18 protein-coding genes and 1 riboswitch are annotated in these 18,027 nt (G+C 41.0%); of the genes, 2 read left to right on the top strand and 16 right to left on the bottom strand.

Features of this window, described 5'->3' with window-relative positions:
• Window positions 1-4: 4 nt before the first annotated feature.
• Genes Q3C15_RS00170 through Q3C15_RS00160 form a run of 3 tightly spaced genes read right to left on the bottom strand, consistent with a single transcriptional unit; the run spans window position 5 to window position 4,101 of the window.
• Window positions 5-964: a thymidylate synthase gene (locus Q3C15_RS00170; RefSeq protein WP_302703419.1), complete on the bottom strand. Its 960-nt coding sequence runs from the start codon at window positions 962-964 to the stop codon at window positions 5-7.
• Window positions 965-982: 18 nt separating this feature from the next.
• The gene (locus Q3C15_RS00165) at window positions 983-2,881 is read right to left on the bottom strand and encodes an ABC-F family ATP-binding cassette domain-containing protein (protein ID WP_302703418.1); all 1,899 of its coding nucleotides are present in this window, start codon (window positions 2,879-2,881) and stop codon (window positions 983-985) included.
• A gap of 14 nt (window positions 2,882-2,895) precedes the next feature.
• Complete coding sequence (locus tag Q3C15_RS00160) at window positions 2,896-4,101, bottom strand: CCA tRNA nucleotidyltransferase (protein ID WP_302703417.1); 1,206 nt, start codon at window positions 4,099-4,101, stop codon at window positions 2,896-2,898.
• A 225-nt stretch (window positions 4,102-4,326) separates the two neighbouring features.
• Between Q3C15_RS00160 and Q3C15_RS00155 the strand changes: the two genes are divergently transcribed.
• Together Q3C15_RS00155 and Q3C15_RS00150 are read left to right on the top strand one after the other, a co-directional pair.
• Window positions 4,327-5,148 carry a YitT family protein gene (locus Q3C15_RS00155; RefSeq protein ID WP_057827543.1) on the top strand — a complete coding sequence of 274 codons (822 nt, stop codon included), beginning with the start codon at window positions 4,327-4,329 and terminating at the stop codon, window positions 5,146-5,148.
• A gap of 96 nt (window positions 5,149-5,244) precedes the next feature.
• Entirely contained in the window at window positions 5,245-6,063 is an 819-nt protein-coding gene (locus Q3C15_RS00150) for a site-specific integrase (protein WP_283601743.1), read from the top strand.
• A 151-nt stretch (window positions 6,064-6,214) separates the two neighbouring features.
• On the opposite strand, the gene Q3C15_RS00145 is transcribed toward Q3C15_RS00150, so the two are convergent.
• From Q3C15_RS00145 to Q3C15_RS00085, 13 genes are all read right to left on the bottom strand, one after another.
• Window positions 6,215-7,474: a lipopolysaccharide assembly protein LapB gene (locus Q3C15_RS00145; RefSeq protein WP_064212968.1), complete on the bottom strand. Its 1,260-nt coding sequence runs from the start codon at window positions 7,472-7,474 to the stop codon at window positions 6,215-6,217.
• Between the two features lie 110 nt (window positions 7,475-7,584).
• Window positions 7,585-7,860: an HU family DNA-binding protein gene (locus tag Q3C15_RS00140; RefSeq protein ID WP_057827404.1), complete on the bottom strand. Its 276-nt coding sequence runs from the start codon at window positions 7,858-7,860 to the stop codon at window positions 7,585-7,587.
• 185 nt (window positions 7,861-8,045) lie between these two features.
• Window positions 8,046-9,356 (bottom strand): ribosome biogenesis GTPase Der, encoded by a 1,311-nt coding sequence (der, locus tag Q3C15_RS00135; protein WP_302703416.1) that lies wholly within the window; start codon window positions 9,354-9,356, stop codon window positions 8,046-8,048.
• 88 nt (window positions 9,357-9,444) lie between these two features.
• Complete coding sequence (gene rpsA / locus Q3C15_RS00130; RefSeq protein ID WP_302703415.1) at window positions 9,445-10,644, bottom strand: 30S ribosomal protein S1; 1,200 nt, start codon at window positions 10,642-10,644, stop codon at window positions 9,445-9,447.
• Window positions 10,645-10,730: 86 nt separating this feature from the next.
• Complete coding sequence (cmk, locus tag Q3C15_RS00125; protein ID WP_302703414.1) at window positions 10,731-11,402, bottom strand: (d)CMP kinase; 672 nt, start codon at window positions 11,400-11,402, stop codon at window positions 10,731-10,733.
• Window positions 11,403-11,473: 71 nt separating this feature from the next.
• Window positions 11,474-12,106 (bottom strand): LysM domain-containing protein, encoded by a 633-nt coding sequence (locus Q3C15_RS00120; RefSeq protein WP_302703413.1) that lies wholly within the window; start codon window positions 12,104-12,106, stop codon window positions 11,474-11,476.
• Between the two features lie 72 nt (window positions 12,107-12,178).
• On the bottom strand, window positions 12,179-13,639 hold the full coding sequence (locus tag Q3C15_RS00115) for an ATP-dependent DNA helicase RecQ (RefSeq protein WP_302703412.1): 1,461 nt from the start codon (window positions 13,637-13,639) through the stop codon (window positions 12,179-12,181).
• Entirely contained in the window at window positions 13,632-14,672 is a 1,041-nt protein-coding gene (locus Q3C15_RS00110) for a helix-turn-helix domain-containing protein (RefSeq protein WP_302703411.1), read from the bottom strand. Before Q3C15_RS00110 ends, Q3C15_RS00115 begins: the two co-directional genes overlap by 8 nt.
• 100 nt (window positions 14,673-14,772) lie before the next feature.
• The gene (locus Q3C15_RS00105; protein WP_282458146.1) at window positions 14,773-15,324 is read right to left on the bottom strand and encodes an ECF transporter S component; all 552 of its coding nucleotides are present in this window, start codon (window positions 15,322-15,324) and stop codon (window positions 14,773-14,775) included.
• Window positions 15,325-15,400: 76 nt separating this feature from the next.
• Window positions 15,401-15,517: riboswitch (FMN riboswitch) on the bottom strand.
• A gap of 54 nt (window positions 15,518-15,571) precedes the next feature.
• The gene (locus tag Q3C15_RS00100) at window positions 15,572-16,309 is read right to left on the bottom strand and encodes a pseudouridine synthase (protein WP_057827396.1); all 738 of its coding nucleotides are present in this window, start codon (window positions 16,307-16,309) and stop codon (window positions 15,572-15,574) included.
• On the bottom strand, window positions 16,309-16,905 hold the full coding sequence (gene scpB, locus Q3C15_RS00095) for an SMC-Scp complex subunit ScpB (protein WP_064208645.1): 597 nt from the start codon (window positions 16,903-16,905) through the stop codon (window positions 16,309-16,311). The genes Q3C15_RS00100 and scpB overlap by 1 nt, the downstream gene beginning before the upstream one ends.
• The gene (locus tag Q3C15_RS00090) at window positions 16,880-17,662 is read right to left on the bottom strand and encodes a ScpA family protein (protein ID WP_302703410.1); all 783 of its coding nucleotides are present in this window, start codon (window positions 17,660-17,662) and stop codon (window positions 16,880-16,882) included. The genes scpB and Q3C15_RS00090 overlap by 26 nt, the downstream gene beginning before the upstream one ends.
• Window positions 17,643-18,011 (bottom strand): hypothetical protein, encoded by a 369-nt coding sequence (locus tag Q3C15_RS00085; RefSeq protein ID WP_057827393.1) that lies wholly within the window; start codon window positions 18,009-18,011, stop codon window positions 17,643-17,645. Before Q3C15_RS00085 ends, Q3C15_RS00090 begins: the two co-directional genes overlap by 20 nt.
• Window positions 18,012-18,027: the final 16 nt, after the last annotated feature.

Raw genomic sequence — 18,027 nt, 5'->3', positions numbered from 1 at the left:
CTCCTTAAACAGCAACCGGAGCTTTAATTGCCGGTTCTGGATGATAATCAAGGACCTTAATGTCGTCCATTTCAAAATCTTCAATATGTTTCTTTTCAGGATTCAACCACAATGTTGGGGCCTTGTGCGGTGTCCGGCTGATTTGTTCCTTAACCTGGTCAAAGTGATTCCGATAAATGTGAGCATCACCTAGCGTATGAACAAAGTCGCCAACTTCAAGGCCGGTTTCCCGCGCAATCAAATGCGTCAATAATGCATAACTTGCAATGTTAAATGGCACTCCCAAAAATGTGTCACCGCTTCGTTGATACAACTGGCAACTTAATTTGCCATCAACCACGTAAAATTGGAACAAAGTGTGGCATGGAGGAAGCGCACTTGATGGAACATCTTCCGGATTCCATGCCGTTACGATCAACCGCCGTGAATTAGGATTCGTTTTGATCTGTTCAATTACATTCTTAATTTGATCGATCGTGCCGCCGCGGCGAGTTTGCCAGTGCCGCCATTGAGCACCATAAACATTACCCAAATTTCCATATTTAGCAGCAAATTCATCGTCATCGAGAATTCGTTGACAGAAATCTTTTTTGACTTCGCGATAGACCTTTTTGAATTCTGCATCCGATTGTGAACGCAATCCAAAATCAGTCATATCTGGGCCTTGATATTCGTCACTTTCAACCCATTTTTTAAATGCCCATTCATCCCAAATATGATTTTTGTGTTGCAGAAGGAAACGAATATTCGTATCTCCTCTTAAAAACCAGAGTAATTCGCTTTTGATCCGGTTGAAGGCAACTTTTTTCGTTGTCAGCAACGGAAAGCCTTTACTCAAATCAAACCGCATTTGGTAACCAAAAAGACTTTTCGTTCCGGTTCCAGTCCGGTCATCTTTCATATGACCATGATTTAAAATATCACGAATCAGTTGTAAATATGGTTCTTCAACAATTTCTGTCATTCTTCATTCCCCTTTGCTCTAATCAATGTATTGTGCCAGTTCTTCCCAACGTTCCATTTTTGCCATTGATTTTTCATCAAGTTCATCAATTTCGCGTTGTAAATCGCCAAGTTTAGTATAATCCGTTCCCGGTGTATTTTCCATCTCGCGTTGAAGTTCGGAACGCTTTTCATCAAGCGCATTAATTTCCTTCTCAAGTTTTTCATACTCAAGCCGTTCAGCATACGTTAACTTGGTCTTTTCCTTCGGTGCATCCGCTTTCGGATGAGCCTCATCATTTTTCTTTGAAGCTTTAACCGCCTTCTTCTTTGATGAAGACTGAACGTTTGCCAAATAATCAGTGAATTTTCCTGAATACCGATCGATCTTGGCATTGCCTTCAAAAATATAAAGCTGATCAGCAACCTTATCAAGGAAATACCGGTCGTGTGAAACCGTAATTACCGTTCCATCAAAATTATCAAGGTAATCTTCCAAGACGGTCAGCGTTCCAATATCTAGGTCATTCGTGGGTTCGTCCAATAGTAAAACATTCGGTTGCTGCATTAAAAGTTTCAATAAATACAACCGGCGTTTTTCGCCACCAGATAATTTGCGAATCAGTGTTCCATGCATAAACCGTGGGAAAAGGAATTGTTCCAACAATTGCGTCGTACTGATCCGTTCACCGTCCTTATTAACAACGCTTTGTCCAACCTCATTCAAATAATTGATCATCCGTTTATCATCCGGAATTGGTTCAGTTTGCTGTTGATAGTATGCAATCCGAACGGTTTCGCCAGTAATCAGTTCACCATGATCCAACGGAATTTTATTGGCAAGGATATTTAATAAACTCGACTTGCCAGCCCCATTTAAGCCCGTGATTCCAATCCGGTCACCCGCGTTGATCATCATATTAAAGTCTTTAATGATCTGATGCGATCCTAACTTAGCCGATGCATCCTTTAATTCAAGGACTTTCTTTCCGAGACGTTTTGATCCTAAATTGATCTGAACATCTTGATCGACCTGAACCTTATGATCAACTGATTTTTGCAATTCATTGAAATGATTGATCCGCGCTTGTTGCTTAGTCGTCCGGGCCTTGGCTCCCGTTCGCATCCAGGCTAATTCTTTTTTATATAACTGCTGCGTTTTATGTTCCTGAACAAGTTCGCGTTCAACGCGTTCAGCTTTTTGGCGGACATAATCTTCATAGTTGCCTTCATATGCATACAACGTTCCAAATGAAAGTTCCATGATCTGGGTGGCTACTTGATCAAGGAAATACCGGTCGTGTGTAACGACTAAAAGAGCCCCTTTATACGAAGCGAGATATTTTTCAAGCCAGCTGATCGAATCAAAATCCAAATGGTTTGTCGGTTCATCAAGAATCAAAAGATCCGGTGCTTGAATCAAAACTTGAGCCAAACCGACCCGTTTCTTTTGGCCCCCTGATAACGTCCCGATTTTTTGATTTAAATCTTTGATCTGAAGCTGGGTCAAAATCGTTTTAACTTCACTATCCGCATTCCACGCGTCTTCCTGATTCATCTTTTTTTCGGCTTGGTCGTACCGGCGTTGTAACTTTTCATCTTCAGGATGTTCAGCATATTTAGCCACCGCATCTTCATACTGCCGAATCGTTTGAAAAACGGGAGCAGCCCCGTCAAAAACTGCATCCATGATCGTTTTAGTTTCATCCAGATCCGGGGTCTGCTTTAAATATCCGATTCGATAATCATTCGGCATAACAAGTTCGCCGCTATCTGCTGGATCGATTCCGGCAATTGCGTTTAACAACGTTGTTTTCCCCGAACCATTTGTGCCAATCAAACCGATTCGGTCATGTTCATTGATAATAAAATTGGCGTCCTTAAACAAGGCCTTTTCGCCGTACGTTTTCGTTAAATGTTCAACCCTTAAAGTCTGCATTCAACTCACACTTTCTACATAAAATTCTCACGAACAAACGTCAATAGCTGGTCATGGTCGTTTGCTAATTTGCCATCTAAAATTTGATCCTTAAGCGCCGTTAAGGCTTTGCCAAATTGCGGTCCCGGTTTCATCCCAAGTTCCTTGATCAAGGCTGAGCCATCAACGGCGATATCCGCGCTGCTTTTAATTGGCAACTTTTCATATGCGGTCTTGATTTCTTCATCCGTAACCGTTGACTGATTCAAAAGGTTAAGAATATGGTTGGCTGCCAACGTTAAATCCTTTCCCGTTTCAAATAAAACGTGCGGATCATCCAAACCGGCTTGATTTTCAAGCGCTGTTTGAGCTAATTCGACCTGGTTGATCAAATCGTTTGATGATTTCCAATCCCGCATCAATTTTGCGGTCTTTTGCGGTTTCAAGCCAAACATATGCCCCATTAAGATCCAACATTCAATCTCTGAATCCAGGTGCAACTGATCAAGCTTGCTCATGGCCGTTAACCCATCCTTAAAGTTGGCAAAGTCTGGGCAATACTGATACAGTCCCGTTGAAATAAATTTTTGAATTCCAAGTTGCGGCCGTTGCCCAAGCAACGTCTTGATCCATTCAACGTGAATTCGTTCAATCGCGATTTTCTCCAGCAAATGAGCATTATCTTCAATTGCCTTTTCAGTTTCGCTTTCAAGGTTAAAGTCTAACTGACTCATAAAACGAATACTACGCATCATCCGTAATGCATCCTCATGATACCGTTCATGCGGATTACCAACCGCCCGAATAATTTTATTCTTCAAATCATCAAGGCCATGAAAAAGATCAACGACATTTCCATCGGCATCCATTGCCAATGCATTGATCGTCAAATCACGCCGTTTTAAGTCCTCGTCTAATGAACGAACAAAAGTTACATGATCCGGCCGCCGAAAGTCTTGATACGTTGATTCAGTCCGGAAAGTTGTTACTTCATAGCCTTCCCCATGATCAAGAACCATGACCGTTCCGTGTTCAATTCCGGTATCAACTGTCCGGTTGAAAATCTCCTTGATTTCTGCCGGATAAGCACTGCTTGTGATGTCAACGTCGTGAAGCGGAATCCCGAGGAGCGTATCCCGAACACACCCGCCAACAAAATAAGCTTCGAATCCGGCCTTTTCGATCGTCTTTAAAACTGGAATGGCATTTACAAATTCGTTTGGAAACTTAGTAATTTTCACAGTTATCATCTCTCATCGTAATTTCTAATTTTCATTTTACCAAATCAATTAGACTGTGACTATTAAATAATATTTTCAATAAATGATTGCTTTTAATAAATCTTAACCCGCATTAGTAGCATCGTTCCTTGATTTCTGATACCCTTTAAATAGCGATGTTTTTTAGAAGGAGGAAAGAGATTGACACAAAATAAAAATCAACGAGTTCGGTTGATCGACTTTTTAATGATTACGGTTGGAACCGCGCTTTATGCGTTTGGATTTGTAACGGTCAACATTGCAGACCGGTTGGCGGAAGGCGGAATTGCCGGAATTACCTTGTTATTAAAGTTCTTGGTTGGGGTTAACCCGGCGTTTTCAACCATTTTGATCAACATTCCGCTTTTGATCATCGGTTACCGTTACTTGGGAAAACGGTCTTTGATTTATACAATTTATGGTACCTTAGCCCTTTCATTTTGGATCTGGCTGTGGCAACTGCTCCCTGTTTCGTTAAACGTTCATCACGACTTATTTATTGCAGCAATTCTTGCCGGAATCATCGGCGGATTCGGCTTAGGACTGGTTTACCGGTTCAATGGGACAACTGGCGGAACGGATATCATTGCCCGAATCTTTGAAAAGAAAAAAGGCGCACCCATGGGCCAATCATTGTTTGCCCTTGATGTCTGCGTTTTAGTTGCATCATTGACTTACATTGATCTTCGTCGCATGATGTACACCCTGGTTTGTTCATTTGTTTTCTCACGGGTCGTTAACTTTATTCAAGACGGCGGATACTCAGCTCGCGGAATTATCATTATGACCCAACATCCAGATGAGATTTCAAGTGAAATCATGAAGACGATGGATCGCGGAGTTACGTATTTGCAAACGCAAGGAGCATACTCGAAAAAAGAAGGCAAAGCCCTTTACTGCGTTGTTAGTCAAAGCGAAGTTACTGAAGTCAAGCGGATCATTACGAAATATGACAAGCGCGCCTTTGTTTCGATTCTTGACGTCAATGAAGTTGTCGGTGAAGGTTTCACGTATGACAAGATCAATTAATTAAACTAAGGAAGATGTGATATTGATTGCACCTTCCTTTTTTTTGTTATACTTTTCGTAGTTAAAATAACAATTTATACTTGAGGAGACAAAACGATGGATTTCCCATATAAGGAACGCTTTATCAATTATTTGAAAAATGATCGTTTCCTTGCCGATTCAACGATCAAAGATTTAACTGAAGATGTTCAACGCCTGTTCAATTATCTGCGCGAAAATAATCCGACATACCAATCAACGGCCGATCTAAATCAAATCACTGAACTTGAGATCAAGGAATATCTTAGTTGGCTTCAGATCCAACGCCAAATTAAAAATTCAACTTATAATAAAATCCTGACCCATTTAAACAGTTATTTTATTTTTCTTTTTCAAAACGGATTAGCAACGACCCTCCCAACGATTGGCATGAAGGGCATGAAGAAAAGCAAATCAACGTCGCCTGCAAGGGAAGCCATCAATTGGACAAAGAAACTTTCCGATTATCTTGCAAACGACCAGCTGGCATATTACACCCGAATGACGTTGCTTTTAACGGCCCACTACTTCACAACTGCTGAGTTCATCCAGCCTGATTTTTATCAGTTGCTTCCAGATATTGACTGGCAACCGTTTGAAACGGAATTTTTGAAACACTTTGCGAAAGAACATGAAGCTGCGGTTAACCTTCAGCATTCACAAGCCATTTTCCTTAAAGAGCGAATCAACCTTGCAAATCCGACCCTTAGTCTTGCCGGATTACACAAAATATTAAAAAAAGACCAACCCAAAGTTGATCTTCCATTAAAGCCATCGGTTCTTTATCAAAATGCAATTTTAAATTACGTTCACCATCATCAAAATCTTTCAGATGAACGGTTGATGCATGACTTGCGGCTTTCACGCGAATCATTAAATTATTATCGAGGATTGTGATACAAGGTCGCAACCTCTTTGCTTTGCTATATCCGCCAAAACAAACGAGCTACGTGGAAGGACGCAAACCTCCGAATCTATGCTACGCGATTCGTTTGTTTCGCTACTTCCACCACGCTCGTTTTTAGTGTTTTGTCACACCTTCTTATTTTTAATCCATCAATTCTTCTTGTAATTCAACCATTTCTCCGTCGTTTGGTTCATGGACAAGGTAACGGTTAACACAATCCAATGCCAGATCCCGTAATCCGGCCATCCGGAAGAATTGCGCTGCGTCGCGTAAAAAGTCATCTGAATCGCCAAGATCCTTCAGTGCTGCACGATAATCATCGATCGCATGCGCATAATCTTCCAATGCAGCATACGACTGCCCGCGTAACCAGTAAAACGAAGGATCAACTTCATTATTTTGAAGATAATCATTCAACAACTTGATATTTTCTTCATGCCGGCGTTGAGCAACGAACAACCGGCTCAACGAAGAAACAAGGGTTGGATTGTCTGGATCTTGTTGTAACGCCGTTGTTAAATACCGTTCAGATTGATCATCTTTCCCAAGCTTTTGGGCAATTTCTGCCGCTTTAACGTACAACTGCAAGTTGAATTCATCAACGCCCATTCCTTCTTGTAAGGTGATCAAGGCATCGTTTAGTTTTCCTTGCTGTTCGTATGCTTCGGCAAGGGCTGGATAAAGCGTTGCATAATCCGAAGAGGTTTCTTTGAGATCATTCAGCTCTTTGATTGCCTCGTCATACTGACCAAGTTTCAGTTTCGTGAACGCCAGCTGAAACCGCGTATCGTCATCCATGTCTTCATCATGAATTTGTTCCAGATAGCCTAAAGCCTGTTCAAATTTTCCGCTTTCAGCATATGAAATTCCCAACCGTTGAACCAGGTTGACCCGTGAAAGCTCCGTAATTCCCTGTTTGATCAATCCGAGGTACAGCCGAATTGCCTTTTGGTATTCTTTAATGTCAAAATACAATTCAGCTAATGCAAACTGGATGACTGGTTCATTCGGCGCCAATTCATATGCCCGCAAAAGCTTTTGCTCGCTGACATCAAACATTCCTTGAGTTTGATATAAATCAGCCGCAACCAAAAGACTTTCAAGGTAAGCATCTGAATCCGGCTTGATTTGCGCAAGGTAATTTAATGCTTCATCATCATTTCCTTCGCCAATCGCAATATCCGCTAATGATGTCCGAAATTCATCAGCATCCGGATGGCGTTCAAGCAGCTTTTCATACGCCCTTTTCGCCCACTTAGTGAACCCGAGCGAATATAACTCTTCCGCAAGACTGTACACCATATCGTCGCTATCTTTGCGTAATGACCATCCAAATTCTTTATGTGCCTCATCAATTTGACCTTTACTAATTAAATCGAGTGTTTTTTCTGCAAATGTCATTCAGATTTGTTCGCCTTTCTTTTGAAATCATTAACGTAAACATACTTTAACAAAATAAAAAGGCTGTGACAACAATTCGTCACAACCCTTAAAGTTCATTTACAGGAAGATTATTTAACAGCATCCTTAAGAGCCTTACCTGGCTTAAATGCTGGAACCTTGCTTGCAGGAATTTGGATTTCTGCACCTGTTTGTGGGTTACGGCCTTTCCGAGCAGCACGGTTACGTACTTCGAAGTTACCAAAACCGATTAATTGAACTTTTTCACCGTTTGCTAAAAAGTCTTGGATTGAACCAAATACTGCATCAACTGCTGTAGTTGCGTCCTTCTTTGTTAAGCCTGTCTTTTCAGCAACTTTTTCGATTAATTGTGCTTTGTTTGCCATGTGTTTCCACCTCCTCGAATAGATAACAGTTGTACAACTTGTTATTGAATATCAAATTAATGATTGACACAATGACTAACAAATCATTGCTCAATAATTAAGATAGCATACAAAACCTAATATAACAAGGCTTTTCAATATAAATTAAGCAAAATTAGGATGTTTGTAACCGTTTAATTATTAATTTATTTACGCCGCCGAATAATTAAATGAACCGGGGTTCCCGTAAAGTCAAATGACGCCCGAATCTGATTTTCAAGGAATCGTTCGTATGAAAAGTGCATCAAATCAGGGTCATTGACAAAGACAACAAATGTCGGCGGTTTAACTGAAACCTGGGTTGCATAGTAGATCCGCAACCGCTTACCATTGTCAGTTGGAGTTGGATTTTGAGCAATCGCATCCAAGATCACTTCATTCAAGACAGATGATGTAATCCGCCGTTCATGGTTGGTATTAACCTTCTTGATCAATGCCGGCAACGTATTCAGCCGTTGATGCGTCTTGGCTGAAACAAAAACGATTGGCGCGTAACTTAGGTATTGGAATTCTTGCCGAATAGCCTTTTCAAAGTCTGCCATTGAGTGGCTATTCTTCTTCAAGGTATCCCACTTATTAACGACAATAATTACGCCACGACCAGCTTCATGCGCATACCCGGCAACGTGTTTATCCTGTTCACGAATTCCTTCTTCGGCATTCAGCACAACACAAACTACATCTGAACGATCAATGGCTTGCATTGCCCGCAAAACAGAATACTTTTCGGTATTTTCATAAACTTTGCCTTTTTTCCGAATTCCGGCCGTATCGATCATTGTATATTCCGTTCCGTCTTCTGTTTGGAACTTCGTATCGATTGCATCCCGGGTTGTTCCTTCGATATTTGAAACAATCACCCGGTTTTCGCCAAGCATTGCGTTTACCAGTGATGATTTCCCAACATTTGGCCGGCCGATAAAGCTGAACTTAATACTCTGATCTTCTTCTTGATCGACATTTTCAGGGAAGGCATTGATGACCTTATCTAATAAGTCACCGATTCCAATTCCGTGAACTCCTGAAATTGGCATTGGATCACCAAATCCTAATGAGTAGAAATCATAAATTTCATTCCGCATTTCGGGATTATCAACTTTATTAACGGCTAAAAAGACGGGTTTATCAGTCTTGTAAAGAATCTTCGCAACCTTTTCATCGGCATCCGTTACGCCTTCACGCGCGCTTACAACAAAAATAATTACATCAGCTTCATCGATCGCGATTTCAGCTTGTTCGGTAATCTGGGTGATAAATGGTTCATCACCAATATCAATCCCACCAGTATCGATCATATTAAATTTCTTTCCAAGCCATTCACAATGCGTGTAAATTCGATCACGAGTAACCCCGGGGGTATCTTCAACGATTGAAATTCGTTCACCTGCGACCCGGTTAAAAATTGTTGATTTACCGACATTTGGCCGGCCAACAATTGCAACTACTGGATTTGCCATTTGATTCCCTCCATTCTAAAAAGATTAAAAAACAAAAGATGACCTAAAAGTCATGCTTTTAGGCCATCAATTAAGAATTTAAATTAAATTATTTTTGGTCTTTTAATTCGTCACCAATAATGTCGCCTAAAGTAAATCCAGTTTCTTCTTCTGGGATTTCAACTTTCTTAGCATTATTGTTATTCTTCTTTGGAGCTGACTTTTCAGCTGCTGACTTTTCTTGTAAAGCTTTGATTGACAATGCCAAACGGTGAGCTGCTGGGTCAACGCTAAGAACTTTAACCTTAACTTCTTGACCTGGTTCTAAGACTTCGTTTGGAGTTGCAATGTGCTTGTGTGAGATTTGTGAAATGTGAACCAAACCTTCAACCCCAGGCATAACTTCAACGAATGCACCAAAGCTTGTTAAGCGTTTAACTGTTCCGTCAAGAACGTCGCCTTCAGTAATCTTTTCGCCAACTTCATCCCATGGTTGTGGTAATGTTTGCTTGATTGATAATGAAATCCGACCGTGTTCTTCATCAACATCAAGAACCTTAACCTTCACATCTTGACCAACCTTCAAAACATCTGATGGCTTGTTTACGTGATCGTATGAAATTTCTGAAACGTGAACTAAACCGTCAACGCCACCAAGGTCGATGAATGCACCAAAGTTTGTTAAGCGTGCAACTTTACCTTCAACGGTTTCACCAACAGTTAACTTGTCCATTGCTTCTTTCCGTTGAGCTTCGCGTTCTTCTTTAGCTGCTTCCTTGTGTGATAAGATCAAACGGTTTTCGCTTGGTTCGATTTCAACGATTTGTAACTTGAGTTCTTGACCCTTGTATTGGTTCAAGTCTTCAACGTAACGGTCTGAAATCATTGAAGCTGGGATAAATCCACGAACACCGGCATCAACAACTAAACCACCCTTAACAACTTGCGTTACAGGTGCTGTAATTGTTTCACCATTTTCAAATTTCTTTTCGATATCATCCCAAACTTTGCGAGCTTGTAAACGACGTTGTGACAATAAGAAGCTGCCGCCTTCTTTGTCGGAACCGATCTTAGAAATAACAACTAAGTCTAACATGTCGCCGACACTTACTTTGTCTTCAAGTTCGTCTGCCTTAACGCCTAATTCACGGGCAGGAACGACACCTTCGACACCTGTTCCTTCAATACCAACGATAACTTGCTTATTCTCATCAAATGCCAAAACTTCGCCTTTAACGACGTCGCCGACATTTACCTCCTTAACGCTGTTTAAAGCTTCTAATAAATCCTTGTTTTCTGATTCACTCATGGACAATGTCCTCCTTAACGACTAACTCTAAATAGTATTTTAACTGATATTTATAAATATTTCCAGTATTATTAATGATTTTAATATTAATTTGTTTTTTGATTGATAATTTCTAAAATCTGATCAACAACTTGGCCAATGGTCAGTGACGTTGTGTCGACCAAAACCGCATCTTTTGCTTGGGTCAATGGTGAAATTTCACGGTGTGAATCCTTGTAATCCCGTTCTTCAATTTCCTTTTCAAGAATATCAAGCGGCGTGTCAATCCCCTTTGTTTGGTTTTCCTTAAACCGCCGCACTGCCCGTTCATGGACACTGGCAACCAAGAAGATCTTCACTTCAGCATTTGGCAAAACCGTTGTTCCGATATCCCGACCGTCCATTACGATTCCGCCAGCTTCCGCAATTTCTTGTTGGCGCTTGGTTAATTCAGCCCGCACACTTGGTTGAGCGGATACCAATGAAACATTATTGGTAATTTCAGGAGTCCGAATTGCTTGGGTAACTTCTTCATCGTTCACAAAAACCCGTTGTTCAGGTTCAGCCGGAACAAACCGGATTTCAATTGTTTTAAGCAATTCCTTTAATGCCTGGTCATCATCCAGCTTAACGTGATTTTTTAACGCCGCAAAGGTTACTGAACGGTACATTGCCCCCGTATCACAGTAAATAAAATGTAATTTCTTAGCGACGATCTTTGCAACGGTACTTTTCCCTGCCGATGCCGGTCCGTCAATTGCTACTTGAATTTTCTTCATTAAATAAACCTCCTGATGTTTCTTTCAAAAAAATTGAGGTCGCGACCTTCGTCTGACCTCGAATTAATTTATTATTTGACCCGAACTTGTTGTCCTGGCTTAAGTTCTGTTCCAGCAAGTCCTGGATTCAATTGCAATAATTGTTGAACGGTTAATCCGTTATTAACAGCTACCCGGTAAATTCCTTGACCAGCACCAACTGTTGCATACCCATTGCCGCCACCTTGTTGTTGGTTATTGGCTTGACCTTGAGTCTGATTTTGTTGTCCCTGGTTCGTGTTATTCTGTTGGGTTTGATTTGCTTGAGCTTGGTTGTTATTCCCTTGCTGAGCATTTGTTTGCTGTTGATTATTATTTTGTTGCTGTGCAGGTTGACTTACGACTGAGCTAGCTTTCTTTTCATCCTTTTTCTTGTCATCCTTCTTGGATGAGGATTTCTTCTTTTTCTTTGATGAAGATACAACTTCGATCTTGTCGCTGTGCGTTGTATGTTGCTTAGCCGTTTTTTGCGATAAAAAATAAAGACCTACCACACCAATAATGATAATAATAAACACGACCAGCAATGACGTCGTTAACGCCGTATTTTTCTTGGTATTTTGACGTCTTGCAGTCCGTGATAAGTTGCCTTGTTCGTCTTTTTCTTCTTCAAAAGTACTTTCCCAAGGTTTCTTTGCATGGTCATTTGACTTTTTTTGACTCAAAATTACACCCCATATCTAAAACGTGTCCTCAAATATCTTACCACATCTCAAAATAATTTTACCATACTAAATTTATTTTTCTTGCGCAAATAATTCTGCAAGAACCTGACGATAATTCTGCATTTTGATTGTTGATCTCGGTTCCGCTTGTTCTTGTTTTTCCAATCCAAGCAACGCGACATCCACCGGCCCACTTTGGCAACACTTTTCATTGTGCTGAACGGTTCGATTTTCTTTAAATGCATCCAAAATAAATTGACGTTTGCATTGATCAGTATGAATATATGCAATCATCTGATTGAGTGCTGCCGATTTATCTTGCCGATGCTTCGTAAAAAAGCTTTCAAGCCGCGGAAGCGAAATTTGAGCATTGATAAACGCCTTCAAAAATTGATGGTTCTCATCTTGAAGGTCTTTTAATAATTCCGGATGATGATAATAATAGTCGATCTCATTTTTTTGCGGCGCCGAATCGATCTGCATTGTATACTGCAAACTTTCATCTCCCGGAACATACAATAAAATTGCAATGCTTTGCTGACCATCCCGTCCGGCCCGTCCTATTTCCTGAACGTAACTTTCAAGGTCTGCCGGTAAATGATAGTGAATCACATACCGGATATCCTTTTTATTGACACCCATTCCAAATGCACTCGTTGCACAGATTACATCCAATTGATTTTCAATGAACTGATGTTGAATTGAGAACCGATCTTCCAAGTTCAGATCGGCATGGTAGGCCGCGACCCGTAAACTCGTCTTCCGCGATAAAAATTCAACAATTTCATCCGCCTTTTTCTTACTTGAAAAGTAAATCAACCCCGGTCCTTGAATCGTGGCCACCAATTCAAGCAACCGGTCATTTTTCGCCGTTTCCGACTCAACTTCTTCAACGTTTAAGAAGATATTCGGCCGATCGATCGAATACCGAATTACTTGCGAATCATCTTCAAACCGTAATTGTTTTTTGATCGCCATCTCAACATCAGGCGTTGCCGTTGCGGTCAAAGCCAACGTTAACGGTTGCCCAAGTAATTGCCGAATCTTTCCTAAAATTAAATAATCCGGTCGGAAATCTGGTCCCCACTTTGCAATGCAATGTGCTTCATCAACGACCAGTAATCCAATCTGCAACCGCCGGATTTGGTTAAAAATCAACTCATTTTGCAGAATTTCCGGTGAAGCAAAAATAAATTGGTAATTCGCTAAATTATGCAACACAAAGTCGCGTTCCTGTCCCGTTAACTTTGAAGTCAATGCCACCACTTGCGAAATCCCACTATACTTCATTTGTTCGACCTGGTCTTGCATTAATGAAATCAGCGGTGAAATGATCAGAACCCGCTGGTGAGTGAACTTCCCATAAAGCTGATAACATAATGACTTTCCCGTTCCTGTCGGTAAAATCGCCAAGATTGAATGACCTTCAACCAAACTCGTTAAAGTTTCAGCTTGACCCGGTTTAAAATCTTCGAAGCCGAATTCTTGTTTTAAAGCCTGTTGTAATTTCGTTTGAATTTCATTTTCATTCATTGTATTCACCATGCGTTTTTATAATTGCATAGAGGCGGAATTTCAAAAACGGCATTTCAATACCCTGCTGCTGCAATTCAGCATACCGCCACTGGTCAATCTCGGTCCCCGCATAGACCCTTGCCAACGTCTTCAAATCAGATTCACTTAAAACCTTTTCGTATGGAAAATCTGACTGGAAAATTGCCAATACTTGCAAATGCTCCTCGATCGTACTGCGCCGTAACCGTCGAATTTGGATGATTTGGTCAACTGTTTTTCCTTCGTTAAACAATCTTGCAGTTTGCTGAATCGTTGGGGTCAACGCTCCGGGTAAGGCAATAACCTGAACAAGTTGACTGATTTTTAGGTTTGACCGTGCCTGAACAAAGGCCGCAAACTGAAATGCGAGATCCCGCCACGTCCACGAAACTTCTAACGGACAAATTCCAAGCTGGGAGGCAATCTGGCCATCTGACAATCCATTTTGGGAATGCCCAACTAATTTAGCGGTAAAAAGATCTGCTTTAGCAGGATCACATTGATCTAAAAATTGCCCAAGGCATTCTGAAACTTCTACCGCAAGCGTTTCAAAGGAGTTAACTTGCAACCAGCTCTTAATTAAGAACTGCGCCTTTAAGTTCTGATTCGCAACGTAATAGTTTGAATTGTGATAACGATATTCCGAGGCAACTTGAACCATCAATAATAAAATTGCTTGCCACAACTGGTAATCGAATTTTTGATTCAACTCCGGATGGTTGGCAAACGAATACGGTGTTTGCTTCATTGCAAGTACTTCCTGCCCGTGAGAAGTCAATTGCAATCCCTGTCTTGAAGAATGTAACCAATTTTGGGCAATCAGATCATCGATCACATCATCAAACTTTTTTACATCCAACCGCGGAACGGCGTTTAAGTAGTCCAAGTAATGATACCGTAGTCCCCAAAACAACGTGGAGCCAGTGCGCTTATTCGTTAGGATCTGCCGTAAAACCGTTGCTTTTCGCGGTTGCTGCTGATCGAAAAAATAGAGAAGATGCCAGTCAGTCATTATGGTGCCTCCCTTCATCGTTATGAATATCAAAATTATAGCATTTTTAGCAACTTCATAGCATAATAAAAAGACCGTTAACCGGCCTTTTAAAAATCAATTAACGCGCAATCGTTAACACTTTTCTCAATTTTGGAACCAGTAAAGTTGTCAACCCACCAATCACGATTCCTTTGATCAGATTAAATGGCACGACGCCAAGCAAAACCATTTTAACAAGCGGAATGGTAATTTTCATTCCTAAAACTTTAATGTACAACGGGGTAATGACCCAATAATTGGCAGCCGCCATGATCACCGTCATTCCTAATGTGGCAAGTGCAATTGCGCGAATATAATGCTGGGTACCCGCTTTTGAAAAATAATTAAAAATTTCGATGAAGACAATCAACGCAATCGCATCTGCCAGAACCCCAATTAAATTACTGATTGCCATTCCTGCCAAAATCAGGTGTAAAAGCTCTTTAATGAGCAGTGCAACATAGCCATCTTTGCGTCCAAAAATCAAAAATGCTAGTAAAATTGGAATTCCGGAAAAATCCAACGTCATGTAGGGAACGATCGGAATGATCGGAATTGCAATGTACATCAAAAGGTATGCCATCGCTCCTAAAAGCGCTGCAATCGTTAAATTTCGCCATGATTTTTTCATAAAAAAATCCTCCTAAATCAAATTTAGAAGGAGATACATGCAAATAACCTGACATTGCTGCCAGTTGCAAATCTTTTTGTATCTTCTTCCATCCAGACTTTACTGTCGGTATCGGAATTTCACCGGTTCGATCCTTACGGAGTAGCGGACTGTCACCGCCGGTCGGGAATTACACCCTGCCCTGAAGACATTCAGATCATTATTTAATTTAAACTAATTCTAATTTTAAATTTCTTAGTTATCAAAGTTAAAATCGTTTTCCTTCGACCAACTTTTCAAGGTTGCGAATTTCATTGTGCGATAACGGCCGGAATTGACCTGCCGTCAGCCCGTCAAGCGTCAGGAAACCATACTTTTCGCGTTTCAGTTTTTTCACCGGATGCCCAACCTTTTCAAGCATCAATTTTACCTGGTGATACCGGCCTTCATGAATCGTTAATGATACAATTGCCGTGTCGCTGCGTTTATCACTTGATAGGATCTTTGCTTTGGCCGGCGCAGATTTATGCTTGGCATCCAACTTCACGCCTAAACGCAAATGTTTTAAGTCATCATTTGTTGGAATTCCTTTAACCTTTGCCACGTAGGTCTTTTCAATTTTGTACCGCGGATGCATCAGCATATTTGCTAATTTACCATCATTCGTCATGATCAATAATCCGGAAGTATCATAATCTAACCGGCCAACCGGATATAACCGAACCGGAATGTCGCTAAAGTAATCCGTAACGACTTTCCGACCTTTATTATCCTTGGCTGCTGAAATCACGCCACGCGGTTTATAAAAAAGAAAATATTCCTTTGTTTCCGCCTGTTCAATTAATTTGCCATTAACTTCAACTGCGTCGTTCCCCGTTACCTTCGTTCCTAACTGGGTGACAACTTTCCCGTTGACCTTCACTTTGCCGTCCAAAATCATCTTTTCGCTGGCCCGCCGTGAAGCAACTCCTGCTTGCGCCATTACCTTTTGCAGTCGTTCTGCCATTATTCTTCCTCCTTTCCAATTGTTTTTTCAAATAATTCCATTAAATCATTTGGATCATTTTCATTATCATTCGACTCATCTGCTTCATCCTGCGGAAGCGGCGGTAATTCATCCAATGACTTGATTCCAAAATGATCAAGAAACTTTTCTGTCGTTGAGTATAAAATCGGCCGTCCGGGAACATCTAACCGTCCATCTTCCTTGATCAGTTCCAACGCCATTAATTTTTGAATCATTCCGCTCGCCTTAACACCACGAATCTCTTCAATATCAATCCGGGTAATCGGCTGCTTATACGCGATAATCGCCAAGGTTTCAATTGCTGCCTGCGAAAGCGTGGTCGTTGCCGGAGCTTCAAAGTAGCTTTTGATCAATGGGGCAAACGCCTTTTTAGTTGTAAATTTAACCGTTTCACCCGTTTGAACCAATTCGAAACTGCAAGTCTTATCAGTATTATACTTTTTTATCAGCAATTTTAATTGTTCATTAATTGCTGGTTTTAACAAGCCCGTTAAGTGAGCAAGATCAGTGATCGATATACCTTCATTTCCGCTTACGAAAATCAGGCTTTCAACCTTTGCTTGGTTTGACAGCATTTTTTGTTCCTCTTTCTAAGATGATTGGGCCTAATTGGGTCGTTTGACTAACGGTTACCTCGCCCCGTTTGGTTAATTCAAGCAACGCAAGAAAAGTCGTTACCAGTTGTTCTGCTTCGATTTGATCACCAAATAAGCTTTGAAATTCAAGAGGGTGCGTTGCTTGCTGAATGCGGTGTTGCACCCGTTTGATTTCACCTTTAATGGTGTACTTTTCAGTTTCAAGTTTCCGCCGAACCGGTTTGGCAATTTTCCGCTGGGCAATCATGCGAGCAAACGCATGTTGCAGCATTTCCGTTGATAATTCTTCATCTGACAACTTACCAAGTTTGGCATCTGCCGGAATAGTTGCCTGCTCACGCGAATATTGTTTTTGCCGCTCAGTTGCAAGGGCCTGCAACTGGACTCCAGCATCTTGAAATGTCTGGTGAAGAATCAATTGCTGAACTAACTCTTCCCGTGGATCCTCGTAATCTTCTTCGAATTCCTCTGCTTGTTCCTGTTCAGTCGGCAGCAACATTTTACTTTTAATGTTTAACAACATTGCCGCCATAACCAAATACTCCCCAGCAACATCGAGCTGCAACGTCTGCATTTGATGTAAATAATCGATGTACTGGGCAGTAATCTCAGCCATTGGAATATCATTGATGTTCATTTTATTCTGACGAATCAAGTGCAATAACAAATCCAACGGGCCTTCAAATTTTTCAACTTTAAACGTTAATTGATGATCGTTATTCGTGTTTGCTTTCATTTTGGTGTTCCCATTTTGCAATAATTGAAGCAACGTCGAGGCTGCCCATCATCTTACAATCTGGATATTGATGAGCGACTTCATCTAATACTTGATTATATGCAATTTGGCTTCGCTCTGACGGTGACAGTGCAATTTGCCGAATCACGACAATTTCGTCACTGACTTCAACCCCGACGATTCCGCTAAAATCCCCATTTTCATTACGCCATAAATAAAGAACCCGACTATCGTCATCCTGATACCAGGAAATTTCGGCTTCAAGGCGGTTAACGTCCTTTAATCCAGGGATAAAGGACAACAGCCCCATCGCGATTTTCTTATAGTCGCTCTTATACTTAACTAACATTTTAAATCTCCTATAA

It is taken from the genome of Ligilactobacillus sp. 110_WCHN (genome assembly GCF_030518115.1).
GTDB classification, from domain to species: domain Bacteria; phylum Bacillota; class Bacilli; order Lactobacillales; family Lactobacillaceae; genus Ligilactobacillus; species Ligilactobacillus aviarius_C.
Note: the sequence above shows the minus strand (reverse complement) of the source record. Positions and strands in the feature narration are given on the sequence as shown.

Bases quoted from the DNA above. Each gene is read 5' to 3' on its own strand.
- Q3C15_RS00105 (WP_282458146.1), bottom strand. From the start codon at position 15,324: ATGAAAAAATCATGGCGAAATTTAACGATTGCAGCGCTTTTAGGAGCG.
- Q3C15_RS00170 (WP_302703419.1), bottom strand. From the start codon at position 964: ATGACAGAAATTGTTGAAGAACCATATTTACAACTGATTCGTGATATT.
- Q3C15_RS00150 (WP_283601743.1), top strand. From the start codon at position 5,245: ATGGATTTCCCATATAAGGAACGCTTTATCAATTATTTGAAAAATGAT.
- cmk (WP_302703414.1), bottom strand. From the start codon at position 11,402: ATGAAGAAAATTCAAGTAGCAATTGACGGACCGGCATCGGCAGGGAAA.
- der (WP_302703416.1), bottom strand. From the start codon at position 9,356: ATGGCAAATCCAGTAGTTGCAATTGTTGGCCGGCCAAATGTCGGTAAA.
- Q3C15_RS00145 (WP_064212968.1), bottom strand. From the start codon at position 7,474: ATGACATTTGCAGAAAAAACACTCGATTTAATTAGTAAAGGTCAAATT.
- scpB (WP_064208645.1), bottom strand. From the start codon at position 16,905: ATGCTGTCAAACCAAGCAAAGGTTGAAAGCCTGATTTTCGTAAGCGGA.
- Q3C15_RS00155 (WP_057827543.1), top strand. From the start codon at position 4,327: ATGATTACGGTTGGAACCGCGCTTTATGCGTTTGGATTTGTAACGGTC.
- Q3C15_RS00085 (WP_057827393.1), bottom strand. From the start codon at position 18,011: ATGTTAGTTAAGTATAAGAGCGACTATAAGAAAATCGCGATGGGGCTG.
- Q3C15_RS00115 (WP_302703412.1), bottom strand. From the start codon at position 13,639: ATGAATGAAAATGAAATTCAAACGAAATTACAACAGGCTTTAAAACAA.
- Q3C15_RS00165 (WP_302703418.1), bottom strand. From the start codon at position 2,881: ATGCAGACTTTAAGGGTTGAACATTTAACGAAAACGTACGGCGAAAAG.
- Q3C15_RS00140 (WP_057827404.1), bottom strand. From the start codon at position 7,860: ATGGCAAACAAAGCACAATTAATCGAAAAAGTTGCTGAAAAGACAGGC.
- Q3C15_RS00090 (WP_302703410.1), bottom strand. From the start codon at position 17,662: ATGAAAGCAAACACGAATAACGATCATCAATTAACGTTTAAAGTTGAA.
- Q3C15_RS00110 (WP_302703411.1), bottom strand. From the start codon at position 14,672: ATGACTGACTGGCATCTTCTCTATTTTTTCGATCAGCAGCAACCGCGA.
- rpsA (WP_302703415.1), bottom strand. From the start codon at position 10,644: ATGAGTGAATCAGAAAACAAGGATTTATTAGAAGCTTTAAACAGCGTT.
- Q3C15_RS00100 (WP_057827396.1), bottom strand. From the start codon at position 16,309: ATGGCAGAACGACTGCAAAAGGTAATGGCGCAAGCAGGAGTTGCTTCA.